The organism is Duganella sp. AC917, from assembly GCF_979258245.1.
Genome location: NZ_OZ409848.1, coordinates 2,602,011 through 2,628,377 on the forward strand (window position 1 = coordinate 2,602,011; position 26,367 = coordinate 2,628,377).

Consider the following 26,367-nt stretch of genomic DNA (forward strand, 5'->3'; position numbering starts at 1 on the left):
ATCTTATCGTAAATACGAATTCCCTTCGCGCTTATCATGTGATATCGCTTACTTGAAGGAGTTTTCCAATGAAAAATACCGCATTGATCGTCGGCGCCAGTGGCGTGACGGGTAGCGCGTTGGCCGAGCGGCTTCTCGCCAATGGCTGGTCGGTCCTTGGCCTGTCACGCGGCCGCACGCCCCTGCTGGACGGCGTCGAGCCAATCCGCGCGGACCTGACCTCGCGCGACGAAGTGGCGCAGGCATTGGCCGGGCGTGCCGTCACCCATGTGTTCTTTACCGCGTGGGCGCGCCAGGCCAACGAAAAGGAGAACATCCGCGTCAACGGCGCGATGGTCGGCAATGTGCTGGACGCTTTGCAGGACGCGGCGACGCTGAAGCATGCGGCGCTGGTGACGGGGTTGAAGCATTATCTCGGGCCATTCGAGGCTTATGCGACGGGCGCGGTACCGGAGACGCCGTTCCGCGAGGAGCAAGGGCGCAAGCCGGTCGACAATTTCTATTACGAGCAGGAAGACCGGCTGTTCGCGGCGGCGCAGCGCGGCGGCTTTAGCTGGAGCGTGCATCGTCCGCACACGGTGATCGGCTACGCGGTCGGCAACGCGATGAATATGGGCTTGACCTTGGCAGTCTACGCGACGCTGTGCAAGGAATCCGGCGCACCGTTTGTGTTCCCGGGTTCGGCGGCGCAGTGGAACGGGCTGACCGACATGACCGACGCGCGGCTGCTGGCGGCACACCTGGAATGGGCGGCGACCAGCGCGGCGGGCGCCAACGAGGACTTCAATGTCGTGAATGGCGACGTGTTCCGGTGGAAGTGGCTGTGGCCTAAGCTGGCGGAGTATTTCGGCGTCGAGGCGGCGCCGTTCGACGGGGCTGTCCAGCCGTTGGAGGGCAGGATGGATGACGCGCCGCGTGCGTGGACGGACATCGCGTCCCGGCACGGGCTGGCGGAGGCGGATGTCGGCAAGCTGGCGTCGTGGTGGCACACCGACGCCGACCTTGGCCGGCCAATGGAAGTCCTCGCCGACATGACCAAGAGCCGCAAGGCGGGCTTTTTGGCGTATCAAAGCACGCCGGATGCGTTCTTTGACTTGTTCGAGCGCTTGAAAGCCGAGCGTATCATTCCGGGCGGCTAAAGCGGCACCGAGCCGGCGACGCGTGGCTTAGAGGTACTGCCCGCCCGCCGGCTTCTTGACCGGCAGCGGTATCCATTCCGTCTCGCCGGGCACCTTGTCGAAGCGCTGCGCCTCCCAATCCTCGCCGGCCTTCACAATGCGCTCTTTGCTCGACGAGACGAAATTCCAAGACATGAAGCGCCGTCCATCCAGCGGTTCGCCGCCGATGACCACAAAGTGGGCGTCCGACGCCGCCTTCACCAGCTGCGTGCCGCCGGTGTCAATCAGTGCCATATTGTTTTTCTCCAGCGCCGTACCGTCGATCTCGAGATCGCCGGCCACCGGATAAATCGCCGCTTCCTCGGGCAACCCGCTCAGCGCCAGCTCCTGCCCCGCCTTCAACATCACATCCAGATACAAAGTGCGACTAAAGGTTTTGACCGGCGAAGTTTTGCCGAACGCGGTGCCGATCAGCACCCGCACCCGGGCGCCGTCGACCGTCAATTCAGGAATGTCGGCGGAAGGCGTATGACAAAAGCCCGGCTCATCCTCCTCGTGCGCCACCGGCAGCGCGGCCCACAGTTGCAGGCCGTGCGTGCGGTGTGGCTTGCCCACCAAATCCTTCGGCGTGCGCTCAGAATGGACGATGCCGCGCCCCGCCGTCATCCAGTTGATCGCACCAGGTTCGATGCGCTGGAAGGTGCCGATACTGTCGCGGTGATCCATCGCGCCCTCGAACAGATACGTCACCGTGGCCAGTCCGATATGCGGATGCGGACGCACGTCATGGTCGGCGTCGACCGGCACGTCGACCGGACCGAAATGGTCGAAGAAAATAAACGGGCCCACGGCCTGCTTGATCGCGGACGGCAGATAACGGCGCACGACGAAGCCGCCGCCCAGATCCTTTTCATGGCCCTTCAACAGATTCGAGATTGTCATCGGCTTATCCCAGAACGGTGGTGACTTCCGTGGTCACGGACGTCATCAATTTGTGGATCGGGCATTTCTGCGCGGCGGCCAGCAGTTCGGCGCGTTGGGTGTCGCTCAGATCGCCCGTGAGGTGCAGCGTGGCAGCCAGGCGATACACGCCCTGTCGCTCTTCGCTGGCGTCGCGCTCCATGCTTACTTCCACATGTTGGAGCGGGATGTTCTTGCGCTTGGCGAACCATACCACCGTCAGCGCCTTGCAAGCGCTGAGCGCCGCGTCGTAAAGGTCATGCGGCGACGGGCCGGCGTCGTTGCCGCCCTCTTCGACCGAACCGTCGGTCGACAGGATGTGATTGCGCACATGGACGATGTGGCGCATCGGCAGCGATTGGTCGCGCAGTACTTTGATAGTCATTCCAAGTTCCTTGTGGCGGTAAGCAGAACCCACAATTTACACCGTTTGGTAGAGTTTCGCTTCCCCCTAAACGGAGAACCTTCACACCACTTTCTTGACGAATTCCGTCTTCAGGCTCATGGCACCGAAGCCGTCGATCTTGCAGTCGATATCGTGGTCGCTGTCGACCAGGCGGATGTTCTTGACCTTGGTGCCGACTTTGACGGTGCCGCCACCGCCCTTGAGCTTCAGATCCTTGATGACGGTGACGGTGTCGCCATCCTGCAGAATGTTCCCGACCGAATCGCGATAGACGCGTGCGCCCTCTTCGGCGGCGTCGGCGGCCGTTGCGCTCCACTCGTGCGCGCATTCCGGGCACACCAGCTGGGCGCCATCTTCATAGGTGAATTCGGAGTGACATTTCGGGCATGGGGGCAAAGCGCTCATCGTGGGTCCTGGTGGTTGTGCTGCAAAGAAGGCGGCAGTATACACCTCCGATCAGCAACTAGACCAGCTTGCGGGCGACGCGGAAGCCGACGATATCGTTAGCCAGCACCGCCGAGTAGCCATTGCGCACCGATGAGCGCAGGTAGCGCGGGTTGTACAGCCACGAACCGCCGCGCAGTATCCGCCGCACCGGATCGCCGCCCTCTTCCCACGCGCTGCCGTCCACCGGAGCGCCGACGTAACTGTCGTGGACCACATCCTGGGTCCACTCCCACACGTTGCCGTGCATGTCGAACAGCCCCCAGGGATTGGGCGGGAAGGTGCCCGCTTTGCTGGTGCCCTGGCGGAAGGCGCCGCGCGCGCTGCCGTTGTAGGTGTAATTGCCGTCGTAGTTTGCCTGCTCGGTGGTGATGCTGTCGCCGAAGCTGAAGGCGGTTTTGGTGCCGGCGCGGCAGGCGTACTCCCATTCCGATTCGCTCGGCAAGCGATAGGTCTGGCCGGTCTTTTCGGACAGCCAGCGCAGATACAGCTGCACGTCCATCCAGCTGACGCCTATCACCGGATGGTCGTCGTCCTGCGCGAAACCGGGCGCGCGCCAGTCGGTGTCGGACTGCGATTCCCAGCCGGTGGCGCGGACGAACTGGCGCCACTGTCCCACCGTCACCGGAAAACGCCCCATCGCGATCGGCTGTTCGATGCCGACCCAGTGCTGCGGCGTCTCCCGATCCAGCCAGTTTTTCTGCGCGCCGGCCTTGATCGCGACCGCGTGTTCGTGCTCGTGGGACCCCATCTGAAAACGCCCGGTGGGGATCAACACCAGATCGGGACCGACGCCGGTACCGTCGATAAAGCGGTCGCGCAGCACGCCGCTGGGGTCCGCCACCGGACTGGCCGCCGTCGGCATCAGGGCTGCCAGCTCGGCGGCATTGCGCTCGGCCAGCTGCTTGCGGTGGCGTTCCTGTTCCGAGCGATATGCGGCTTCGGCCTTCAATTGCGCGGCCTTGCGCTGCAATTCTTCGCGCTCGTCGCGGGCTTTCTTGGCATCGGCGTCGCGACGGGCCTGCAATTGCTCGCGCAAGGTTTGCTTGCGCGCCAGCGCGGCGGCTTCCGCTTCCGCGCGTTGTTTGGCCTCCAGCGCGCGGCGCTGCTGGTCGAGCCGCACCTTCTCCACCGCCGCAGCCTTGGCTTCCGCCTCGCGGCGCGCCGCCATCTCCACTGCCTGCGCCTGACGCTTCTGCTCCGCCAGGCGGGCTTGCTCGGCCTGCGCCGCCAGCTCCTTCCTGCGCTGCCGTTCGCGCTCCAGCTGCTCCTGTTGATCCTTCGCCTGCTGCGCCGCTTTTTGCGCGGCCTGCGCGGCCAGCTCGTCGTCGGTCGGTCCGGTCGCGCGGTGCAGTTGCGCCAGCAGCTCGTTGACCGACGCCGGGCGCCGCTCCTGCTGGTAGGCGAACCCCGTTTGCAGCACCTGCCATTGGCGCTCGTTCAAGCCGTTCGGAGGCGATGGATGAAAGTCGGCGGGTCGCATGTCGTCGAACGGCATCCGGCCTTCCAGCAATTGGTAGATCATGACGGCCACCGCATACACATCCAGCTTGGGCGCGGGCTGGCGTTGATGCGTGCCTGCTTCCGGCGCGCGATAGCCTGCGGTGCCGGCGTTGGGCGTCTGCAGACCGAGGCTGCTGCCGGCGCTGCGCGCACGCGAGGCGATGCCGAAATCAAGTAGTTTAATTTCCCCGCGCTGGGTCAGGAAGACGTTGCCGGGCTTGATGTCGCGGTGCACTAGCTTGTGCTTCTCCCACGCGTACTGCAGCGCTTCGCCGACCGGCGACAGCAGCTTGAAGACCGCCTCCAGCGGGAAGGGCCCTTGCGCGGCCAGGTAGGCATCCAGATCCTGGCCTTCCAGGTATTCCATGATGATGAAGTAGCTGGACGTGGCCGGGTCCTGCGCCCATTCGTAGACGCGGACGATGTTTTCATGCGCCAGCTTGCGCGCCTGGGTCGCTTCCTCGATCAACAGCTTGGCGTGGGTGGCGCTTTGGGTGAGCTGCGGCGGCAGGATCTTCAGCGCCACCATCTCGCTGTGGCCCAGCTCCGCGTGCGTGGCCAGGTCGGTGGCCTGCCACACCTGCCCCATGCCGCCCATGCCGATCAGGCGCTCCAGCCGGTAGCGGCGGTTTTGCGGGCCGATCTCCTGGCCGGACATCAAGCCAAGCTCCGTACCCTGGCGTACCGGTATCTGGACGGTCGTGGCGCTGCCTCCCGGCGGCGCGTACTCCGCATCCAGGATGGCGTTCTTGCGACGGTCGAACTCTTGGAGGCTCAACAAACCGTCATCATGTAAGGCCCGCAGTTCGCGGATCTTGTCTCTTGCCGTTTGCATCATTGACTGAAGTGTAACCGTTCCTGCTGTTTGGCGTTTCGTCTAATACCAGGCCGTTGGCGGCGCTTGGCGGATTACGGCTGGCGCCCAATCCGCTCCGGGTTTCCGTCGTACCTTTAAGTTAGTGGGACGCCGCATTGGGCGCAGAACTTGTCGTGCGGGTGGTCTATCCGCGTCGGGTGGCCGTTGACGCAGTAGCCCACACTTTTCGGCGTGGCCGGCAGCGGCACGCCTGCCCGTGCGACGCCGATGCCCAACTGGCTCTGGGTCGTCAGCGCACTGGCGCTTGCCGCGTTCTGCACATTGAGCAGGTCAAGCTGGTGGCGGCGATCCTTGTCCAGTTCCGCGTCGCGGTGCGCGCGCTCTTCGAGCACCCGCTCGTAGGCCTGCTGCGAGGCTTCGGCCGGCGTCATGCCATGTTCGGCCGCCACCACCTGCGCCAGCGCCTGTATCTGTTCGGCCGACATGCCGCCCTGGATCTGCATCTTCATGATCTGCGACAGCGCCTGCGCGTTCGGCTCGGCGGCGGTGGCCACCTTGCCGGTGTCGCTCAAGCCGCCGATGGTTTCGATACGCTTGATCTCATGCGATTGCTGCGCCAACAGCACATCGTACTCGCCCTTCCAGCGCGCAAACTTCTCTTCGCGCTCGTGCTCGAGCTTTTTGAGCTCGCGTTGCCATTCCGCTTCCTGGTCCTTTTGCTTGAGGATCTGGCGCTGCTCGTCGACCGCCAGCTGGTCCAGCAAGGCCTGTTTGCTGTTGGCCTGGTTCTGGCGCGCGTGGATGCCGTCCGCCTCGATCGTGCGCAGCAGCTTTTCGTATTGCGCGATGGAGTCGGCCTGCGCGCCGGCGCGCTTCAACTCCTCGATCTTCTGATTGATCTCGGCCACCTGCACCGCGTTGGCGGCGTCCTTGACGGCGTCGCCGCGCAGCAGCTCGCGCTGACGCGCCAGCGCAAGCTGGTCTTCCCATTCGTGGACCCGCTCGGCCTCGCGGCGGCGGGCGGCAGCGGCCAGTGTCATGCCCTGGATACGCGCTTCGTGCGCTTCCGACTCCACTTGCAGCTCGCGCGCTTTTTCGTCTTTTTCGCGCTGGCGCAACGCTGCCAGCTCGTTGCGGCGGTGCGATTCGTCCTCGATCAGCAGCGCCTGGGCGATCTGGTTTTCAATCGCCTGCTGGCGCAACTGGTGCGACAGGCGTTGCTGCGCCAACTGGCGCTGCTCTGCGGCGGTCTGCTGCAGCACTTCCAACTCGGTGCGCATCTTGATCTGGGCCAGCTGGCGTATATGTTCCCAATCGGCCTGCTCGCCGGCGCGGTGTGACTTGCCCTTCGCCAGCTCGTGTTCGAGGTCGGCCAGGATGGTGCCGGCGCCTTTGTCCAGCGCCACCTTGCGGGTCTTCGATTCCATGACGCGGCTATACAGCTCGACCTCGCGCGCGCGCAACGACTGCAGGCGCTCGCTCTCTTTCAGGGTCAGTTCGGCCTTGTCGACGCTGGCGTCCTGGCGCAGCTCCGCGCGGCGGAACTCGGAGCGCATCTTCTGCTCTTCACGCCAGATGGCCTGCCATTCTTCCTCGTCGTAGATCTGGTCAAGCTGCTTGACATGTTCGAGCTGCACATGGCGCTCGTCGGCCACCAGCCACAGGGTGCCGATGCGCTCGCGGTTATGATCGAATTTATCGTGGCGCAGCGCCGCCGTCTCGACACGTTCGACCGCCAGCCCGTAGGCCGCCAGCCGCAGTTTGAGCGCGGCCTGCAGGCGTTCGTCCAGTTGCAGTCGAAGATCGGCGTTTTGCGCCATGTCGCGCATCGAACGGCTACCGACAAATTCCGCCGCCAGCTGACGCACCGACGGCGACAGCAATTCGTGCAGATGCAAGGTACTGACCACGCCGGGCACGGTCATGAAGTGCTGCGCGAAAGCCGGCACGTTCTCGATGCGGATGGCTACGGTGAAGCGCGCCGCTATCTTGAGGTGCTCCGCCGTTTGCAGGTCGCTGAACGAGAACTCCACCGGCAGCGGCGCGCTGCGGGTGATCAGGATTTCCGCGTTCTGGTTGCGCAGCAGATGATTGAGGCGGGTGAAGAAGCCTTCGATTTCGTATTCGCCCTGCGGCACCTCGGTCGCCTTGTCGGCTTGCAGGATGTAGGCGCGCGACGTGGCCGGCACGCGCAGCGTTTTGGTGAAGATGCCGGACAAGGCGCTGACGCCGAAATAGACCGCCAGCTCGTCATCGCCGGGAATCCAGCGGTTGTCGCGCAGGACAGGCTCGTTGCGCGGCGCGCCCAGGGTCAAACCGCAATGCTTGCAGTAGCCCGACTGGTCATCGTTTTTGTGCTCGCAACGCGGGCATTTAACGCCGCCAAAACCAAACATTTGGAACATGTCAGACTCCTTCTTCGATTCATCTTCCGTGCCGCCCTGTCATCCGTCGATTTTAGCAGGGCAAGCCGGTTTCATTCTTGCGCACGATTCAGCGCTAGCTTAAATCATGCCAATACGGTCTATGCAGGCCAACGTCGCGCCCTTCTGGCGTACGTCGGCGCGGAATCCGGGTGGCAGCCCCTCCTCCCAGGCTTTGGGCAGCAGCACCCTGTCGCCCGCGTTGACTTGTCTTAGTATTAACTCCAGCTTCGGTTCGCGTCCTTCGACGGTATCGACACGGCCGGCGTGCCAAGCGCTCGAGCAGCCGGTTGCGATGATGCGACCGCGCGGCACGAACTCGCGCCCGCGCGCCAGGCGGTCGGCCATCACCAGCGCCAGTTGGTACGAACCGCCCTGGAAGCGCGGTTGGCCGAAGCGCACCACGCTGCGCCAGCGGCCCAGCCATTTACCGTCAAAGTGGCGCGCGCCGGCCAGCGTCTGCCGGATCTGCTGCTGCGCGCTCAGGTCCAGCCCCGGCGCGGCGATGGTGTCTTCCTCGCTGTTGGTGGCGGCGGTGTGCGTGGCGTCGGCCGATACGTCGACGGCAGCCTCCCCGGAATTAATAGGGAACACGCTCACCTCCACCCACGCCAGTTCATCGTTGATGCCCCCGCTGTGCAGCGGGAACCAGGCGCGCACCGTCGACACGGCGGCCGACGGGTCGGCGTGGCCGGTCAAGGCGCCAAGATGGGTGACTTGCATCGTGCCGACAGAGGCATTGCCGCCATCGGCGCGGCCCGACAATTGACCGAGATGCCAGCGGTCGGACCAGCCATGGGCAAGCGTTTGTACGCCAGCTGCGGGCTGGAACAGGCCGCGCACCGAGCGGTCGGCCAACACGGCCGCCAGTTCCCAGTCGCGCTCCGCGTCGCCCGGCGCGATATCCATGCTCAGGACAACCTGATCGCGGCTGTCGAAGCGCGCTTCGGTGTGCCGCGCAAGACGCACCACTTCCTGCATACGGTCCGCGACCGCCGGCGCTCCGGGCACGCTGCATTTGACCTCGGCCCGATTGGCGCGCGGACGGCGGCTGGCGGTGATCGTGACGACTCGGCCGTCGGCCAATATGCTGCGGCATTCGGCGATCGTTGGCACGGAGGTGATGGACATGATGGTCATAAGGATGGCTCCACCCGTTCAGCATGCGGCGCGCGGCGCAGCGACAAGCCGGTTTCCAGGTTGGCGCAGATGCGGTCCGCTTCGTCCAGCAATTGCGGCCATTGGTCGTGGCTGGCCAGTTGAAAGCGCGCCAACAACGACCAGGCTTCATCGAGTGCGGCACGGGCGACCAACGTGTGGCGGCTGCGGCGATTCTGCTCCTCCCCGGCCAGCGGCTGGTCCGGCGCGGCCCAGGCCAGGGCCGGCATGGTGGTGACATTCAGGCTTGCCATGCCCAGGCGCAGCAACAATGCTTGATGTTGTTCGAAGATCGGCAGGCCTGGGGGCAGTTGCAGCAGTCGCAAATCACGGCTCAACACGGGCAGTTCCAGGAACAGGCGTCGCAATGCTTGCGCATCGTTTTGCGCGATCGGCTGCGATGACGGCGGTGGCAGCGGTGGCACTGAGTCTGACGCGGGAGACAAATCGCTTGCCTGCTCGTCCGGCACATGCATCTCGTCGGCCGCGAGACGCTCGGTTTCCGCCGCGCGCTGGGCACGGGCGTTGAGAATGTCGGCGAAATCGACTTGCTCGCCCAGGTCGACGGGAACGCAGTCGTCGACGGTCACGCCATAGCGCGTGTACAACAGCTGATTCAGCCCGGCGCGGAAGGCGTGCCATTCATCGAGCGAAGTGCAAGGCGGCAGATCGAGTGCCCCCTGCGCCAACTCCGCCTGCAACGCCGCCTGGACAGACGCGCCGAAGCCCGCCAGTTGCAGACGTCCCGACGTCTCGCTGTACAAATACAGGTCGAAGCGCTGCTGCGACACGCGCGGATTGGAAGCATCGACCACAAAGCACAATCGCAAGCCCCACTCGGGGGCGGCGGCGAAGGGTATCAAGTCGATCGTGTAAGGTCCGGGATGGAAGCAAAACACCGATTCGCCCGGCTCGCACGCCACCTTGCCCGACGTCGCGCGTCGCGCATGGCCTGCGGCGTTGAAAACCACGACGATGCTGTCGGCCGGCGCGACGTCACCCCCATCGAGCCGCAGCGCGATCAGGCTGACACCCAGACCGCCGGTGTCGGTGGCGTGTTGGCGACGGCGCGTGAAAAAACCCATGATCTGCTAAGCGACCGGCTCGACGGCGAAACCGGCGCCGTACATCTGAAAATGCGGCGCCGGCGCGGTATCGAACGGCCAGGCGCGTTCGCACTCGCCGTCGGCGTCCAGACGGCCTTGCAGCACGATGGCGCCGCCGCCGTCGATCACGCGCAACTGCGGCTGCTCGCTCAACAATCGCGCGGCGAACGGCGCCTGCGCCGACAGCGACAGGATTACGTGCCAGCCGCCATCCTGCGGCAAAAAATTCAGTGTCCAGTAATTGTCGTCGGTGACCAGCGCTTCCAGCGCCACCGCGCTGGAAGCCGCGCGCAACATGCCGGTACTGCCCGACCAGCGGGCGTCGTTGGCCGCTGGCGCCGATACCGCGTGGCGCTCCAGCGACAACTGACGGAACCGGCGCAACGTCAACGGCGACGCGGCCAGCGCCTGGCGCTCGTTCGGCGTCAACACCCGGCTGCCATCGAGCGCCGCCAGCAGCGTCGCATCGGCCAGCATCAACCGGTCGCCCGGCACGGCGCGCGCCAGCAGCGCGCGCTCGCGCAGCCGCGCGTCCAACGCCTTGACGTCCTGCTCATCTTTTGCTGAATTCAATTCGTTCTCCTTCATTTTGCCGCACTGGCCGCGTGCAGCTTGTCGATCGCTTCGTTGCGGCGCTTGCGCAGCGTCGGCATCGAAATCCGGTCCAGCGCAGCCAACTGCTGCAACGCCGGCAGCTCGCCGGTGGCCGGGTCCAGCCAGGCGTCCGGATAGGTATCGTCGGCGGGGCCCAGCAGCTTGTGATACACGGCCAGGCGTATCGGCAGCGACTCTTCACTCAAAACGCGCGACATCCAGCTGCCCGGTTGCTGCGCGGCCCGTGCCAACTCCATGAAGCGGGGGGGCAGGGAAAGCCCGCCGGCCAGCGCCTGCTCCATCGCCAGAACGGTCGGCTCAGGAATCGGTGGATTGGCCCCGTCCTCCTCAACGCAGGCGTCCCCGCCCTGCTCGTCCTCGTCCTCCTCCCCAAACCCTTGCGGGACGGAAGCGGCCAATATGCGATCGTCGTCGAACACGCCGCCTTGCGCCTGCATCCGCTCGGATTCGCCGTTCACGCGCCAGTAGTCTTCCAGCCATGACGCCGCCTCGCCGGCGTCGCCCTGCCAGTCGTCCGCGCGATCCATATTCGACGACAGTTCCTCATAATCGCCGATTTCGGCCAACATCGCCGCGATTTTGTCCGGACTGTTTTTCAGGCTGGCGAAGCGCTTGGAGCGGGTGTGCAGCGGACCGGGAGCACCGCCAAAGCTTTCCAGTGATTCGCTCCAGCGGATGATCCAATCCGCCTTGCACCCGCCGATGGACTTCATCTGCCGCACTTCGATAGGACTGCCTTCCAGCGCCCGTCCCAATATCGCACCCACCTGGGCCTCATGCTCCTTCCAGGCGGCGAACAAGCCGGCAATCTCGCGATAGGCCGTGTCCAGCATCCGGTAGGTGTAGATTTTGTTGGGCGAGCAGTCGCGCCCCGTGGTGACGATGTAGCTATCCGCGTCGACCTTGTCGCGCAGGCCCGCGTACATGTCGTTGACCTTTTTGCGCATCACGCCATCGGCCGCCGCGTCAAGCCAAAAGGCGCCGCTGCGCGCGTGTTCGACTGCCACCGTGGCTACAAAGGCGTGCCAGAAGCCCGGATGCGCGCCCAGTTCATACAACAAACCGAGCGACAGCTCGTAGACACTTTCACCATAGCTGTTGCCCTCGGCCTCGCCGCGCGCCGAGCGCGCGCCCGCGTGCAAGGCCACCGCCACCGCGTCGGTATAGGTGTCGAGCAGCTCCGCGTGCGCACTTGGTTCGAGCATATGGTGCATCTCAATCCGCCGGAAAGCCTGCAACGAGCAGTGTCCCAACAGCTTGCGCACTTGTTCCCAGCCGTGCTCCTGATACCGGGTTCCTGGCAACCGCATAAGGTCCTGTAAATGATAGAAAAACAAAAATGGGCGCTATGGCTCACGCTCGTAAATGATGCCACAGACAGACCACTTTCATTATCCCGTTTACAAGCCTATTTCCCCTTCTGTTCCCGATTCTGCCCGGCCAGCGTGGACAGCACCGCCGCCACCACCGGCGCCGCGTGGGCGCCACCGGTGACGCCGGAATGGCTGACAAATGCCGCCATCGCCAGCCGGTGCGTCTGGCCGGGCAGGCTGCCCGGCTCCAGCCAGCCGGTGAACCAGACGGTGGCCGTGTCGTCGCCGGTGGGCGCGGTGCCGGTTTTGCCATACAGGCCAGGGCGAACGCCGGCCAATGCGGCGCCACCGAAGGCGCCGGCGCCGGTGCCGACATCGACCACGCCCTTCATGCCGGCCTTGATGCGGTCCAGGCGGATGCCGATCGGCTTCATGGCCGGCACCACGCTGTGGGCGCCATCGAGCGACAGCAGCATACGCGGCGCCACCACCTTGCCCTGCCCGACCGCCGCCGACGCCAGCGCCATTTGCAGCGGCGTGACCTGCATCCGCAGCCCTATCGCCATCTGCCGCAGCTCGTGGCGGGTGTGGATGGTGTCGATGTGGGCCGGCGTGGCTTGCAGCGCATCCCAGGTGCGCCAGTTGAAATCCGCCGGCAGCAAGCCGCCGTCGAGGCGTACCGCCTGCTCGAAGCCGAGCCGGTGCGCGGCAGCGACGATGGGGCGTACGCTATCGAGTGCGTCCGCGTCCAGCGCCTGCACGTCCGGCGCGCCGCCGTCGGGACGGCCGAACAGGCTATGATCGCTCAATTCACTGGACCAGGCGAACCAGGTATTGAGGCTGTAGGTCAGCGCCTGCGCCAGTCCCAGACGTCCCTCCTGCGCGCGGCGGTCGAGGCTTTGCTCGCGGTAGTTGGTGATATGCGCCAGTTTGGGATTGAGCGGGTAGGTCGCGGCGTCGGTCTGGAAGCCGAAGCCGCGTTGCAGCGCCAGGCGATTGATGGCCGGCAGCGGCATACCGCCCAGCAGTGCGTCGATCTGTGGATCGGCTTTCGCGGCCATTTCGAGCCCCAGCGCGCTGACAACCTTGAAGGTGGAACCCGGGCTTTGATGGGCGCCGCCGTCGTGCTGCAACGCCGGCAGGCGCAATGGACTACGCGCGGGGCTGGTGCGGTCGAAGTCACGCACCTCGGCCCAGTTGCCGCTGTTAAGCTCTCCCGCGCCGGCGCCGGCGGCAGCCAGCACATCGCCGGTTTCGGTATCGAGGATCACAAGACCCGCGTGACGGCCTTCCGGCGCGGCCTGGCCGCCGATGCAGCTCTTGCCATCCCAGCGCCCCTGGCGCATGCCGACGCAATCGAGTATGCGTTGGCCGAGCGCCTGCAACGGCAGGTCGAGCGTGAGCCTGGCCTCGACCTGCGTGCCCGCCGACGGTAGCCGCGACAGCATGCCGGCGACGCTGTTGGCGTGTTCCGGCCCGACGCCCAGCAGCGGCGCCAGGCCGGCATCGATGGCGGGTTGTGTCGGCGCGCCGTCGTTCCACAACGGCGTTCCGTTGCGGTCTTCCAGCCGCACCGGCGCCGGCGCAGCTGCGGGAACGCGGCCAGGATAGCCCCCGGTGTCGGCCAGGGCGAGCGCCTGCCAGCCAAGACGGCCACCGGCGACGCGCAGGTGGCGGTACTTCTGGTCTTCCGGCGCGTTGAAGTCGACCGGTTGCAGGTCGAGCGCCACCTCGCGGGCGCCGGCCTGCAACGTGAGCGTCAATTGCTGCACATCGCTCTTGTCGGCGCATGCGCGCCCGGTGCACGCGGCAGATATCTGCACCACGGCGCCGGAGACGCCGCCGCTTACAAGGCGGCCCGCCACCATCATCTGCAGCGTTTCGCCGCCGGTCGCGGGACGCGGCAGCGCCAGCGCGAGCCGCAGCACCGGACGGCCTCCGGGAAGCTCCCCAGCCTGCGGCCAGCGGGCCACACGCGTCCACGGCTGCCAGCCCTGCGGCAACGACGCGAACAGGCGCGAGGCGGCCACCGGCATCTGGCTGGTGGTGGCAACCATCACGGGCGCACGGCCGGCGTTCGACGGCCCGCCCACGCTTGCGCTCCATTCCGGCACCATGCCGGCGGGAGCCTTGACACGCCATGCAAGCAACCGGCGCTCGCTGTTGTATATATCGATTTGCTGACGGACGTAGGCGCCATCGGCCTGGTAATACAGGCGCTTGAACAATTTGACGGTGGCGGTATCGGCCTTCACCTGCTTCCAGTCCGCCAGCTCCGCCGCGCGGGCGGATACATCCGCAGCCAGCCATTGCGGCAAATCGCGCGGCGCCAGCTCGATGGCCCCGGCGGCGTTCAGGCGCACCAGCCCATGCTCCTGCAACGCGGTGAACAACGCCTGGTCTTCCAGCGCTTTCGGGGCCGACGCGGGAACCTCGTACCGTCCGGCGGCCAGATACGCACCGACGGCCCTGCCGCGCGCGGGGAAGGCGGTGACGAGCGCAGAACCCGAGGCGACGGAAGTATCCGCCGCCGGCCGGTACATCTGCACCAGCAGTTCGCCTGCCTGTGGACACATGACGTTGGCGCGTCGCTCGATACGCAGCGCAGACGCGGCGCCCCACAGCAGCCAGCCTTGCTGGCGCAGCGCGACCTGGCCGCTGGCGCCCTGCTCGACCTGACCCAAACTGGCGTCGCTCACCCAGCGCACGTCGGCCCGACGGCTGTTCCATCGTAGCTGCAGCGGTTCGCCCAGGGGATCGGTGAAGTTGGCACGCGCGGTGCCCTCTATTTGCACTTCCGGCATCGCGTTCGCGCCAGCTCCGCTGTCGGCCACCAGCAGAACGTTGCGCAGCGCGATTTGAACATTGGGCTCCTGATTGCGCGCGACCCAGCGCTTGACGTCGTCGAAGCGGTAGCCGATCCTCAGCGGCAGCAGGCGTCCATCATTGCCGGTCGGGCTGCGCAACTGGCTGCACAGATCCACCCGCACCGCCGGCGAAGCTTGCATTCCCGCAGCCACCAACAAAACGCCACCCGGATGAAGACTGGTGGTGATGCCCGGCTGCGACGGCACAGTGAAGGAGACGCCGGGCAGGACGGATTGATAGGCGTTTGCTGCGCGCACGTTGTTGGCCGCCTCCGGCGTGCTGGCGGTGGTCGCCGCCAGGTGGCGCGCATGGCCGGCGATCACCGCGCCGCCGCCGGCGGCGATGCAGACAGCGGCGGCGATGATCCGGATTGCGCGGCGCGACCCGGCTTTGGGGCGAGTGGAAGCGTTATCAGCATCGACATCGGCATTGGACCGTATCAGCGTTAGCGACGGGCGGCCCGGGTGAGCCGAATCGCCGTGTGCACCGGCGCGCAGATTGGCCCGGCGGCGGCGTGCGCGGCGGCGCTCGGCCCAAGCTTGCAGAAAAGTGCTGATGAATGGCGGCATATGCCCTCGCGCTGGTGAACGGTATCTGCCCAACCTTAGCGGAGGGCCGGCGAAAACTCCCGTCTTGACATGGCTGATCACGGGCTTATCGCGCCTATTCGCAGTTCGCGCCGCGAAAAACGCGGCTCGTCGCAATCCGGTGGCGCCTTGACGGGCCTTTGCATAAAGTGAGCACATCGAAACACACTTTTAACCACCGAAAGGAAGCAAAATGAACGTCCTGAAAAACTTCGAAGCCGTATTCATCGTCACCCTTGGCCTGGTATTTGCCGCAGACTTCGCGCTGCAAGCGCCAGTACAAGACCCAGTGGCGAAACAGGAGATGCAAGTGGTCGTCGTCAGCGCCAAACGCCTGACCGAAGAGCAAAAAAAGCAATCGCTCATCGATGAAAGCACCAAACTGGCAACCGACGTCTCCACGTCGACAAAGATTTGAACCCGCGCCACCCCTTCGCCTGTTCGCACATGCCCAACAAGGTGTGACAGGCGAAGCCGGCCAGCGCTACCGTTCCACACTCCGCAGTCCCTCCCCTCACGCAGCCCTTCATCTGTACGCCAGCGTACAAATTTGCCCCGCATGTTTGTGTCATATGTAAAAAACTGCATCATTCGGCGCCCCTCCGTTACGCGCTTGATATAGTTCGTCCATGCGCCGCAATCGACGCAATCGACGCAGTCCAGGAGAACATCATGATCAAACGCTCGCACACTATTTTCGCCGCCGCCATGCTCGCGCTGAGCGCCGCCGCCTTCGCTCCCGCCACCGCATCCGCGCAGGTCGGCCTGAGCATCGTCATCGGGGACGCCCCGCCACCACCGCGCTTCGAGAGCGTTCCGGTCGCCCGGCGCGGGTACGTGTGGGCGCCCGGTTATTGGAACTGGGACGGCCATCGCCACGTGTGGGCCGCCGGCCGCTGGGAAGCCGAGCGCCGTGGCGCCCAGTACCGCCGCGCCGAGTGGATACGCGATAACGACGGCTGGCGCCTGGACCAGGGTGGCTGGGTCACCGTCGATTCGCGCCCGGTGCAGGTCGATTACATCACCGTCGCCCCGCCACCGCCGCGCTATGAAGTCGTGCCGCCACCGCGTCAAGGCTATATCTGGGCGCCGGGCTACTGGGACTGGCGCGGCAACCGTCATATTTGGGTAGGCGGCAATTGGGTCGGCGCCCGCCCCGGTTACGTCTACAGCCAACCGCGCTGGATCGATCATGGGGGCCGCTGGGAACGACTGGACGGCCGCTGGGAGCGCGGTCCTAACGGCGACCGCGATCATGACGGTATCCCCAACCGTTACGACCGTCACGACAATCGCGACTACCGTGGCGACCATCGCGGTGATTACCGCAACGACCACCGCGACGGCGGCCGTGGCGACCGCGATCGCGACGGCGTGCCAAACCGGTATGACCGCGACCGCGATGGTGACGGCGTGCCGAACCGCTACGATCACCGTCCCGATAATCCGCGCCGCAATTGATCGGCGTGCCGATGCTCGACACCGGGTTTGAACAGCTGGCCACGGCCGCCTACAAGGGCGAGCGCGTGGCCGCTCGTCGTTTGGCGGCGCGGATGCGGTTGACGGAGGCCGACGCGCTGCATCAGGTTTTGACGGATGTCGCCGGTCTGGCCGGTTTGGCCAGTCTGCTTGAGGAGCGCGCGCAGGCGCGCCTTGACGAGGAGCTGCGGCGCGCCGCCAAAGCGCAGGAGAAGGCGCAGCGGGAGTCCCTGCGCCTGGCGCGCATGCAGGCGCCGGCCGACGCCTGGCGCGGCTGGTTCGACGGCTCGGCGCATCCCAATCCGGGACAAATCGGTATCGGTGCGCTGCTTTGCGGGCCTGCTGGGGAACGGCTGGAAATCAGCCGTCGCGCCGGTTATGGCAACAGCGGCGAGGCGGAGTATCTGGCGCTGACCGCGCTGCTGGAAGCGGCGGCGCGGCTGGGTGCGAAGGATCTGGTGGTGAGCGGCGATAGCCGGGTGGTGGTCGATGACGTCAACCTGAGCGCGCAGGCGGTGGCCGCCGGGCGTGGGGCAAAGGGCCTGGAAGCGCATCGGGCGCGCGTGCTGGAGTTGCTGGCGCCGCTGGGGATGGTGAGTGTGCGGTGGGTGCCGCGTCACCGTAATGGAGACGCGGACCGCTTGTCGCAGCTGGCCGTTGATGGAGCGACCGCGATGTGACGAGGCATGCGCCGGTGGCGGCGCATGCATGGCGGATTATGCTGCCCTAATCCGCCCTACCTGGTGTAGGCGACGCGCGGGTGCAGTTACCTTGTTTGGCTGGTATGGCCTGGTCGAGTCGTTGACCTTGAAGACGCTGACCACTTGCGCCAGGGCCGCTGCCTGTTGTTGCATGGATTCGGCGGCGGCTGCCGCTTGCTCGACCAGCGCGGCGTTCTGCTGCGTGACCGCGTCCATCGAGCCGATCGCCTGATTGACTTCGTTGATGCCGGCGCTTTGCTCGGAGCTGGCGGCGGTGATTTCGGAGATGATGTCGCTGACACGGTGCACGCTGCTGACGATTTCCTCCATCGTCACGCCGGCGTTGGCCACCAGGCGGCTGCCCTGATTGACCTTGTCGACCGAGTCGCCGATGAGCGCCTTGATCTCCTTGGCCGCCGACGCCGAACGCTGCGCCAGGTTGCGCACTTCCGACGCCACCACGGCAAAGCCGCGTCCCTGCTCGCCGGCGCGCGCCGCTTCCACCGCCGCGTTCAACGCAAGGATATTGGTCTGGAAGGCGATGCCGTCGATGACGGAGATGATGTCGACGATGCGCTTGGACGACTCGTTGATCGAATCCATGGTGCCGACCACCTCGGCCACCACGGCGCCGCCCTTGACGGCGACCTGCGCGGCCGACGCGGCCAGCTGGTTGGCCTGGCGGGCATTGTCGGCGTTGTGCTTGACGGTCGATGTCAGCTCCTCCATCGACGACGCGGTTTCCTCCAGCGCGCCGGCCTGCTGCTCGGTGCGGCGCGACAGGTCCTGGTTGCCGGCGGCGATTTCGCTCGACGAGGTGGAGATATGGTCGGTACCGCTACGCACCTCGGTGACGATGCCGAGCAGGCTGGCGTTCATTTCCTTCAGCGCCGACAGCAGCTGGCCGGTTTCGTCCTTGGCGCTGGCGTCGATATGTCCGGTCAGGTCGCCGCTGGCGACGCGGCGCGCCACCACCACCGCTTCACGCAGCGGACGGGTGATCCCGGTGGTCAGCAGCCATGCGCACACCACACCAAAGGTCAGCACCAGCGCGGCCAGCACGTACAACAGATTGCGGCTGCTGGCGGCGACGGCGTCGATGCGGGCGGCGGTGGCGTCGATTTTCGCGCGCTGCATTTTCAGCAGATCGCCGACCAGCGCCTGATAGGCGACGGTACACGGACGGAAAACCATCTCGAAGACTTTGTTGGATTCCTCCAGCTCACCGGCCGCTTTCAGCTTTGTCAGTTTTTCGCGCGACGACAGATAGATCTTGCGCTGCTCGCCGATGCGCGCGAACAGATCCTTCTCGTCGGCGTCGGTGATCAATGCCTCGATGCGCTTCTGGTAGTCGCTCGACTTGGCCGACGACGCCTTGGCTTCGTCCGCGAAATATGTGCCGAGCGTGGTGTCGGTGCTGCGCGCGATGGCGGTGGTGCGTCGGATAGCGCTATCAATATTGCTCGACCAGTCGCCGATCAGGCGCTCCTTGGCCAGCGGCACTTGCATCATGTCGGCGGTGGCCGAAGCCACGCCTTGAAGGCGCCAGACGCTGATGCCGGTGATCAGCATCGCGAACGCCAGGATGACGGTGAAGCCGGACGCCAGGCGTTTGCCGATGCTGATGTTTTCCAACATATTCATTCTTGTACCTCTCGATCAAAAACAATACAACGTTAAGTCAGCATCGGGTACATGCCGGCGTGGAGGGCTGGCGGTTAGGCGGCCATCGCGGTGTTTTCGATCAGGCCCATGTCCGCGCTGGACATCAGTTTGTCGATATCGACCAGGATCAGCATGCGTTCGTCGATGGTGCCCAGGCCGACGATATGGTCGGTGTTGAGCGCCGAGCCGATCTCCGGCGCCGGCTTGATCTGCTCGGGCAGCAGCGTGGTCACGTCGGAGACGCGGTCGACCACCATGCCGACCACGCGATGGCCGATGTTCAGGATGATGACGACGGTGAACTGGTCGTAGGTTGGCGTGCCGAGATTGAACTTGATGCGCATGTCGACGATCGGCACGATGATGCCGCGCAGGTTGACGACGCCCTTGACGAATTCCGGCGCATTGGCGATGCGGGTCGGGGTTTCGTAGCTGCGGATTTCGCTGACTTTTTGTATATCGATACCGTACTCTTCTTGACCAAGAGTAAAGGCCAGGTACTCGCTGGCGGAAGCATTGGCGCGTAGTTCGCTGACGTTGCTGGACATTAGATTTCCCTTCATTGCTAAATTTATTGACCCGATGTTACCTCAAGTAAAGATTTATAGCAGCAATAAAATGCGGCAGAGCAACAAATAAGACAGTTGCTTTTTCAAAATTAGTTTTCTTATAACTAAGGCGGGCGACTTGGCAAGCAAACAATTTTTGTCCGGTACCCGGTTCGCCTGCACAACCGTCACGGCAGGCTGTATGATTAAAAAATCAACCGTTTGTTATGTCATGGGAGAACGATGAATAGCTTGCTGAACAGCTGGCACCCCCGCCTGGTCGCTCTGGCCGGCGCCGCCCAGGGGTCTGATGGAGCGCACGATACCAACCACCTGCACCGCGTCTGGCGCAACGCCAGCCTGCTGCTGGACGACTACCCGGACGCCGATCCGCTGATCGTGCTGGCCGGCTGCTACCTGCACGATCTGGTCAACCTTCCCAAAAACGACCCGGAACGCCACCTGGCCTCGCGCAAGGCGGCGCTGCTGGCGAGCCGCCAGTTGGCGGCGCTCGACTTCCCGCCCGATAAGCTGGCGGCGGTCGCCCACGCCATCGAGAGCCACAGTTTTTCGGCCGGCATTCGCCCCGAGACCATCGAAGCGAAGATCGTGCAGGACGCCGACCGCCTCGACGCCCTCGGCGCCGTCGGTCTGGCGCGGCTTTTTTACACGGCCGGCCGCATGGGCACCGCCCTGGCGCACGCCGACGATCCGATGGCGCTGCACCGCGAGCTCGATGAAAAAGCCTATGCGCTGGACCATATCGACACCAAGCTGGCCACCCTCCCCGGCAAGATGCAGACCGCCGCCGGCCGCCGCCTGGCGCAAACGCGCCTGAACGAGCTGACAGCCTTCCGCGACCACTTCATCGCCGAATGGGCCGCCAGCCCGGCGGCCCCGTGACCGCGCATCATGACCTTGGATAACGACTTCGCATGAGCGGCCCTGATTCCGTAGCGCCGGACGCCGCGCCTGCCGCCATAACGCCACCGGCGCCGTCGCCGGGCAACCTGAATTTCGTCCTCATTTGCGTCTTCATCGACATGCTCGGCATCGGCCTGATCGTGCCGGTGCTACCGCTGCTGGTCGGCGAATTTACCAGCTCGCGCGACGACCAGTCGTACTGGTACGGCATCCTGAGCGCCACTTTCGGCCTGATGCAATTCATCTTCATGCCGATGCTGGGCGCCTTCAGCGACCGGGTCGGACGCCGCCCTGTGCTGCTGTATTCGATGGCCGGCATGTGCGCCAACTTCCTGGCCACGGCCTGGGCGCCCAACCTCGCCTGCCTGTTCATCGGCCGCGTGGTCGGCGGCATGTCGTCGGCCAGCATGTCGGTGGCGTCGGCCTACGCTTCGGACATCTCGACCCCGGAGAACCGCGCCAAGAGCTTCGGCAAGGTCGGCGCCGCGTTCGGGCTGGGGTTCATCTGCGGGCCGATGCTGGGCGGCCTGCTGGGCGGGGTCGACCTGCATCTGCCGTTCTATGTCGCCGCCGCGCTGTCGGCGGCCAATTTCGCCTACGGCTACTTCGCGGTGCCGGAGTCGCTGCCGCCGTCGCGCCGCGCGCCGTTCAGCATCGCTAAAATCAATCCGTTCGCCGCGCTGGTCAAGCTGGCGCGCCGGCGCGACATCCGTGGGCTGATCGTCACTTACACGCTGGTGACCTGCGCACAGATGATGCTGCAAACGACCTGGGTGCTGTACACCACGTTCCGCTTCGACTGGACGCCGGGCCAGAACGGCGCGGCGCTATTCTGCGTCGGCGTCACCGCCGCCGTGGTGCAGGCCGGCCTGCTGGGCGTGTTGATCAAGCGCCTGGGCGAAATCCGCCTGTCGCTGCTGGGACTGACGTCCGGCTGCCTGACCTACCTGCTGTACGGCCTCGCCACCCACGGCTGGATGATGTATGCGCTGATCCTCTGTAACGTGCTGGCGTTTGCCGTCGGCCCGGCGCTGCAGGCCATCGTCTCCAAACAAACCCCGCATGACGAACAGGGCGAGTTGATGGGGTCCCTGCAATCGATCAGCAGCATCGGCGTCATCTTCATGCCGTTGATCGGCGCCGCCATCCTCGGCAAAGTCAGCCACCTGCCGCCCGGCGACTGGCGCATCGGCACCACCTTCTTCGTCTGCGCGGCGATGCAGGCGGCGGCGATCGTCGTCGCGCGGCGCTACTTCGGCAACCATCATATGGAGACCAGGTCATGACCAGGCGTCTGCTCACGGCCGCAGTGGCCGCATTGATGCCGGCGCTATTCTCGCTGAACGCGACCGCCGGCTGTTCGCGCGATATCGCCGTTCCCGTGTCGGCCAGCGGGTCGGGGGTGATTGTCGACGGACCTGAAATCAAAGGCATTTTCCCCGATCTGCTGCGCGAGATGTCGCGCAAGACCGGCTGCAAGTTCGTCTTCAACGTCGTGCCGCGCGCGCGCCTGGTGGCGCTGTACCGGGTCGGCCAGGCCGACATCCTGCTGCCGGCGACCCGCACGCCGGAGCGCGACAAGCTGGGCACCTTCGTCCCGATGGTCAACAACCGCCCCATGCTTATATCGCTTGCCGGCAAACGCACGCCGATCGCCAGCGCCAGCGAGCTATTGTCGCGGCGCGAGTTGCGGGTGGCGGTGGTGCGCGGCTTCGACTACGGCGAGGAATACACAGCGCTGATCAATGAACTGGGCAAACAAGGACGCTTGTTCACCGAGGTCGATACCACGGCGGTGGCGCGGCTGCTGCACGCCGGGGCGGTCGATCTGACCATCCTTGGGCCGACGCTGATCGCCGGCGCCATTCGCGGCGAGCCGCGCGTGCAGGGCATGGCGGAGCGGCTGCGGGTGGAGGCGATCCCGGAGCTGCAGTGGAAGCACAGCGGCGTGTACATCTCGCATGCGCTGCATAAGGAGGACCAGCGCACGCTGCAAGAGGCGCTGGATAAAATGGCCAGGTCAAGCCAGGTGATGGATGCCTACCTGCGCTACTTCAGCGCCGACCTGTTGAACGGTAACGTGCGGCCGCGCTAGCGCGGCCGGAGCCGGCGACTACTTCCCCTCCACCACCGGCAATTCGACCGCGCTGGCCTGCGCGCCGGCGTGGTAAACCTTCACGGTCGCCTTCTTGTAATCGGCAGCCTTGGCGTGGAAGATGTTCGGCACGTAGGTTTGCGGATTGCGGTCGTACAGCGGGAACCAGCTGGATTGGACCTGCACCATCACCCGGTGGCCCGGCAGGAAAACGTGGTTCGCGTTCGGCAGCGCGAAGCGATACTTCTCGACGGCGTTGGCGGTAATCGGCGACGGATTTTCCAGGCTGTTGCGGTAGCGGCCACGGAAGATGTCCATCGCGATGCCCAACTGGTAGCCACCGAGCTCCGGTTGCGACGGCACCTGGTCCGGGTAGACGTCGATCAGCTTGACCACCCAGTCGGCGTCGGTGCCGCTGGTGGCGGCAAACAGATTGACCATCGTCGCGCCGGCGATCCGCAGCGGCGCGTTGAGCGGTTCGGTGACGTAGCTGAGGACATCCGTGCGGTCGGAAAAGCCGCGCTGGTCGCTGACCAGCCATGGGCGCCAAACATCGGCCTCGCCCATGCGCACCGGACGCGCCACGAACGGCACCGGCTTGGCCGGGTCGGCGACATACTCATCGTAGCTGCCACCATCCTTGCCTGGCGCCCCGGCCTGCGACTGCGACGGGGGCGCATCGAAGCCCAGTTTGAAATCCGGCTTCAGATACAGGGGCTTGAGCGGCGCAGCGCAGCCTTCGGCGCAGGCCAGCGGCCATTGCTGCAGGCGCTGCCAGCGATTGACGCCGGTCTGGTAGAACAGCACCGGCGGCGTGTCGGCGACCGGCGCGCCGTCCTTCAGGTATTGATCCAGGAACGGCAGCATGACGTCACGGCGGAATTCCAGCGCCGTGTCGCCGGTGAATTTGAGCGCGCCGAGGGTCGAACCCTCGTAATTGACGCCGCTGTGGCGCCACGGCCCGACCACCAGGAAGTTCTTGTTGTTCGATTTATCTTGCGGTTCGACCGCCGCGTAGGTCGCGTAGGCGCCGTAGATGTCCTCCTGGTCCCAGTAGCCGACCACCGTCATCGTCGGCACCTTGAGCGTGCGCTTGGCGAGGATCTTGTCGAGCGCCTGGTGCTGCCAATAGCTGTCGTAGGCGGGGTGCTCGAACAGCTTGCGCGTGAAATTCAGTTTATCGAGGCCGAACTGCTTCGCGTAGTCCGCCGCCGAACCGGCGCGCAGCACGCCGTCATAGTCGTCGTAGACACCGGTGGCGAGCGCCTTGCCGCTGCCCTTGGCGCTGGTCTGGCTGGCGATGTAACTGAGGTTTGGCATGCGGAAGGCGCCGTTGTGGAACCAGTCGTCGCCGCGCCAGCCGTCGACCATGGGGCTCATCGGCACCGCGACCTTGAGCGCCGGGTGCGGGTCGGTCAACGCCATCAGCACGGTGAAGCCTTCGTACGAGGAGCCGATCATGCCGACCTTGCCATTGGTCTCGGGGATATTTTTGACCAGCCATTCGATGGTGTCCCAGGCGTCGGTCGCGTGATCGGTGCGGGTGTCGTTGAGCGGACCTTTGAGGGGACGCGTCATGACGTAGTCGCCCTCGGAGCCGTACTTGCCGCGCACGTCCTGGAACACGCGGATGTAGCCGGCGTCCACCATCACCTCGTCGCCCTGGCCGACAGTGGCCGTGATACTGGGGCTGATATTGCGTTGGGCGCGGCCGCTGGCGTTGTACGGGGTGCGGGTCAGGACGATGGGCGCGTGCTGCGCGCCCTTGGGGATGACGATGACGGTGTGGAGTTTGACGCCGTCGCGCATCGGTATCATGACGTCGCGCTTGACGTAGTCCGCGTTGGGAATGTCGGCTTCGAATTTGGCGGGAATATCGGGAGCCATCGGCGCGGTTTGCGCCACGGCGGCGGATGCGATCAGGGAGGATACGAGCGAGGACAGCACGGCAACGACGGGAAGACGCATGGAGACTCCAAAAAGGGATTGCCTTGTACGATGGGCAATACTACCTCATGGATTGCGGATGCCGCAACGGAACAACTTCAGTGCAGCAGTTTGAACAACACAGCCGTGGCGCCGGTTTGCACGATCAGGATCGCGACCATCCATTGAATAAGCTCAGCCTTAAGTTGCGCCAGCTCCCCACGCAACTCAGCCATTCGCATGTCGAGATGATCCTTGGTCACGAGCTGGCTGTCGATCAGCTGAAACATCGCCAACGACAGCGCTTTTATTTGCTTTTCGGGAAAGCCACCCTCAATCAGGGTATCCATGAACTCAATCGAATTGAAGTTGTCGGCCACATCGTTCTCCAGTTTGGTTTAGACCGCCTCCCTCCCTGTTTGGTTCCCGGAACGGACCTTGACAGACCGTCGCCGAACTGCAACCATACGCGCATGATTTTTTTCACCACACCTCACGCCCGCCTGACTTGGCGCCGCTCCTAGCGCGCGGCCACTGTCTACCCATAGTGATGTGATATTTTTATCAACGCCGCCCTCTTCTGGTGGCGTTTTTTATTCGTCGCGCCGGATGGGGCAACGTAAAGGAACCCCTGATGAGTCTGCCTGACCAGTCCCAAGTTACCGCCTCGGCCCCCGCCGCCACCGCCGCCAAGGGTCCGACCGTGATCCTGACCGGCGATCGCCCGACCGGCCCCCTGCACCTCGGCCACTTCGTCGGCAGCCTGCGCAACCGCGTCGCCTACCAGCACGATTACAAGCAGTTCATCATGCTGGCCGACGCCCAGGCGCTGACCGACAACATGGACGACACCAACAAGGTGCACCGCAACGTGGTGGAAGTGGCGCTGGACTATCTGGCCGTCGGCATCGACCCGGCCAAATCGACGATACTGATCCAGTCGCAGATTCCGGAACTGGCCGAACTGACGTTCTACTACCTGAACATGGTCACCGTGGCGCGCCTGGAACGCAACCCGACCGTCAAGACCGAGATCGCGCTGCGCGGCTTCGAGCGCGACATCCCGGCCGGCTTCCTCACCTACCCGGCCTCGCAGGCGGCCGACATCTCGGCGTTCAAGGCCTCGCTGGTGCCGGTCGGCGAAGACCAGATCCCGATGATCGAACAGACCAACGAAATCGTCCGCCGCTTCAATCGCATCGCCAACAAGGACATCCTGGTCGAGTGCAAGGCGCTGGTGCCGGAGATCGGCCGCCTGCCAGGCACCGACGGCAAAGCGAAGATGAGTAAATCGCTGGGCAACACGATCAACCTGGGCGCCACCGCCGCGGAGATCACCGCCGCCGTCAAAAAGGTTTATACCGATCCGCTGCACCTGCGCGTCGAAGATCCGGGCCACCTGGAGGGCAACGTCGCCTTCATCTACCTGGACGCCTTCGATCCCGAAAAGGACAAGCTGGCGGAAATGAAGGCGCACTATGTGCGCGGCGGCCTGGGTGATTCGATCGTCAAGAAGCGCCTGGAAGTGGTGCTGCAGGAGATGCTGGCGCCGATCCGCGCGCGTCGCGAGGAGCTGGCCGAGGATCGCGGCTACATCATGCAGATGCTGAAGGAAGGCACGCTGCGCGCGCGCGAAGTGGCCGCGCAGACCGCCGATGAAGTCAAGGCCGCCCTCGGCCTGCGCTACTTCTGATCGCGGTGACGCCGGACA

The 26,367-nt window shown here is 65.0% G+C and carries 22 protein-coding genes and 1 pseudogene; 9 read left to right on the top strand and 14 right to left on the bottom strand.

Annotation, left to right across the window (positions count from 1 at the left end; all coding sequences use genetic code 11):
- Nucleotides 1-68: 68 nt before the first annotated feature.
- Nucleotides 69-1,139 carry an SDR family oxidoreductase gene (locus ACZ0BA_RS11195; protein WP_463451356.1) on the top strand — a complete coding sequence of 357 codons (1,071 nt, stop codon included), beginning with the start codon at nucleotides 69-71 and terminating at the stop codon, nucleotides 1,137-1,139.
- 27 nt (nucleotides 1,140-1,166) lie between these two features.
- Here ACZ0BA_RS11195 and ACZ0BA_RS11200 read toward each other — a convergent pair whose 3' ends face one another.
- The 10 genes from ACZ0BA_RS11200 to ACZ0BA_RS11245 form a co-directional block, all read right to left on the bottom strand.
- On the bottom strand, nucleotides 1,167-2,060 hold the full coding sequence (locus ACZ0BA_RS11200; RefSeq protein WP_463451357.1) for a pirin family protein: 894 nt from the start codon (nucleotides 2,058-2,060) through the stop codon (nucleotides 1,167-1,169).
- Nucleotides 2,061-2,064: 4 nt separating this feature from the next.
- Nucleotides 2,065-2,463 (bottom strand): OsmC family protein, encoded by a 399-nt coding sequence (locus tag ACZ0BA_RS11205; protein ID WP_463451358.1) that lies wholly within the window; start codon nucleotides 2,461-2,463, stop codon nucleotides 2,065-2,067.
- 81 nt (nucleotides 2,464-2,544) lie between these two features.
- Nucleotides 2,545-2,889 (bottom strand): zinc ribbon domain-containing protein YjdM, encoded by a 345-nt coding sequence (locus ACZ0BA_RS11210; RefSeq protein WP_463451359.1) that lies wholly within the window; start codon nucleotides 2,887-2,889, stop codon nucleotides 2,545-2,547.
- Nucleotides 2,890-2,947: 58 nt separating this feature from the next.
- Nucleotides 2,948-5,269, bottom strand: a complete 2,322-nt coding sequence (locus tag ACZ0BA_RS11215) for an SUMF1/EgtB/PvdO family nonheme iron enzyme (RefSeq protein WP_463451360.1) — start codon at nucleotides 5,267-5,269, stop codon at nucleotides 2,948-2,950.
- A gap of 113 nt (nucleotides 5,270-5,382) precedes the next feature.
- Nucleotides 5,383-7,653, bottom strand: a complete 2,271-nt coding sequence (locus ACZ0BA_RS11220; RefSeq protein WP_463451361.1) for a hypothetical protein — start codon at nucleotides 7,651-7,653, stop codon at nucleotides 5,383-5,385.
- Nucleotides 7,654-7,752: 99 nt separating this feature from the next.
- The gene (locus ACZ0BA_RS11225) at nucleotides 7,753-8,811 is read right to left on the bottom strand and encodes a hypothetical protein (RefSeq protein WP_463451362.1); all 1,059 of its coding nucleotides are present in this window, start codon (nucleotides 8,809-8,811) and stop codon (nucleotides 7,753-7,755) included.
- On the bottom strand, nucleotides 8,808-9,914 hold the full coding sequence (locus tag ACZ0BA_RS11230; RefSeq protein ID WP_463451363.1) for a hypothetical protein: 1,107 nt from the start codon (nucleotides 9,912-9,914) through the stop codon (nucleotides 8,808-8,810). Before ACZ0BA_RS11230 ends, ACZ0BA_RS11225 begins: the two co-directional genes overlap by 4 nt.
- 6 nt (nucleotides 9,915-9,920) lie before the next feature.
- Entirely contained in the window at nucleotides 9,921-10,508 is a 588-nt protein-coding gene (locus ACZ0BA_RS11235; RefSeq protein WP_463451364.1) for a hypothetical protein, read from the bottom strand.
- 11 nt (nucleotides 10,509-10,519) lie between these two features.
- Entirely contained in the window at nucleotides 10,520-11,860 is a 1,341-nt protein-coding gene (locus tag ACZ0BA_RS11240; RefSeq protein WP_463451365.1) for a hypothetical protein, read from the bottom strand.
- A gap of 98 nt (nucleotides 11,861-11,958) precedes the next feature.
- Entirely contained in the window at nucleotides 11,959-15,300 is a 3,342-nt protein-coding gene (locus tag ACZ0BA_RS11245) for a penicillin-binding transpeptidase domain-containing protein (RefSeq protein WP_463451366.1), read from the bottom strand.
- Between the two features lie 211 nt (nucleotides 15,301-15,511).
- On the opposite strand from ACZ0BA_RS11245, the gene ACZ0BA_RS11250 reads away from it, so the two are divergent.
- The 4 genes and pseudogenes from ACZ0BA_RS11250 to ACZ0BA_RS11265 all read left to right on the top strand — a co-directional run bounded on the left by ACZ0BA_RS11250 (nucleotide 15,512) and on the right by ACZ0BA_RS11265 (nucleotide 17,477).
- Nucleotides 15,512-15,736 carry a hypothetical protein gene (locus tag ACZ0BA_RS11250; protein WP_463451367.1) on the top strand — a complete coding sequence of 75 codons (225 nt, stop codon included), beginning with the start codon at nucleotides 15,512-15,514 and terminating at the stop codon, nucleotides 15,734-15,736.
- A 290-nt stretch (nucleotides 15,737-16,026) separates the two neighbouring features.
- Nucleotides 16,027-16,209, top strand: a pseudogene (locus ACZ0BA_RS11255) (YXWGXW repeat-containing protein); the annotation flags it as partial.
- Nucleotides 16,210-16,323: 114 nt separating this feature from the next.
- Entirely contained in the window at nucleotides 16,324-16,779 is a 456-nt protein-coding gene (locus ACZ0BA_RS11260; RefSeq protein ID WP_463454742.1) for a YXWGXW repeat-containing protein, read from the top strand.
- 65 nt (nucleotides 16,780-16,844) lie between these two features.
- Entirely contained in the window at nucleotides 16,845-17,477 is a 633-nt protein-coding gene (locus ACZ0BA_RS11265) for a reverse transcriptase-like protein (protein ID WP_463451368.1), read from the top strand.
- 36 nt (nucleotides 17,478-17,513) lie between these two features.
- Here ACZ0BA_RS11265 and ACZ0BA_RS11270 read toward each other — a convergent pair whose 3' ends face one another.
- Entirely contained in the window at nucleotides 17,514-19,142 is a 1,629-nt protein-coding gene (locus ACZ0BA_RS11270) for a methyl-accepting chemotaxis protein (RefSeq protein WP_463451369.1), read from the bottom strand.
- Nucleotides 19,143-19,216: 74 nt separating this feature from the next.
- The gene (locus ACZ0BA_RS11275) at nucleotides 19,217-19,711 is read right to left on the bottom strand and encodes a chemotaxis protein CheW (RefSeq protein ID WP_463451370.1); all 495 of its coding nucleotides are present in this window, start codon (nucleotides 19,709-19,711) and stop codon (nucleotides 19,217-19,219) included.
- A gap of 243 nt (nucleotides 19,712-19,954) precedes the next feature.
- Here ACZ0BA_RS11275 and ACZ0BA_RS11280 point away from each other — a divergent pair, with 243 nt between their 5' ends.
- From ACZ0BA_RS11280 to ACZ0BA_RS11290, 3 genes are read left to right on the top strand one after another with little or no spacing between them, the layout of a single operon-like run.
- Nucleotides 19,955-20,614, top strand: coding sequence for an HD domain-containing protein (locus ACZ0BA_RS11280; RefSeq protein ID WP_463451371.1), 660 nt, complete (start codon nucleotides 19,955-19,957; stop codon nucleotides 20,612-20,614).
- A gap of 32 nt (nucleotides 20,615-20,646) precedes the next feature.
- Nucleotides 20,647-21,921, top strand: a complete 1,275-nt coding sequence (locus ACZ0BA_RS11285; RefSeq protein ID WP_463451372.1) for an MFS transporter — start codon at nucleotides 20,647-20,649, stop codon at nucleotides 21,919-21,921.
- Complete coding sequence (locus ACZ0BA_RS11290) at nucleotides 21,918-22,730, top strand: substrate-binding periplasmic protein (RefSeq protein ID WP_463451373.1); 813 nt, start codon at nucleotides 21,918-21,920, stop codon at nucleotides 22,728-22,730. Before ACZ0BA_RS11285 ends, ACZ0BA_RS11290 begins: the two co-directional genes overlap by 4 nt.
- A gap of 18 nt (nucleotides 22,731-22,748) precedes the next feature.
- Here the strand turns inward: ACZ0BA_RS11290 and ACZ0BA_RS11295 are convergent, their stop codons facing one another.
- Together ACZ0BA_RS11295 and ACZ0BA_RS11300 are read right to left on the bottom strand one after the other, a co-directional pair.
- Nucleotides 22,749-24,698 carry a CocE/NonD family hydrolase gene (locus ACZ0BA_RS11295; protein WP_463451374.1) on the bottom strand — a complete coding sequence of 650 codons (1,950 nt, stop codon included), beginning with the start codon at nucleotides 24,696-24,698 and terminating at the stop codon, nucleotides 22,749-22,751.
- 77 nt (nucleotides 24,699-24,775) lie between these two features.
- Entirely contained in the window at nucleotides 24,776-25,036 is a 261-nt protein-coding gene (locus tag ACZ0BA_RS11300) for a hypothetical protein (protein ID WP_463451375.1), read from the bottom strand.
- A 254-nt stretch (nucleotides 25,037-25,290) separates the two neighbouring features.
- On the opposite strand from ACZ0BA_RS11300, the gene trpS reads away from it, so the two are divergent.
- On the top strand, nucleotides 25,291-26,349 hold the full coding sequence (gene trpS, locus ACZ0BA_RS11305; protein ID WP_463451376.1) for a tryptophan--tRNA ligase: 1,059 nt from the start codon (nucleotides 25,291-25,293) through the stop codon (nucleotides 26,347-26,349).
- Nucleotides 26,350-26,367 lie beyond the last annotated feature (18 nt).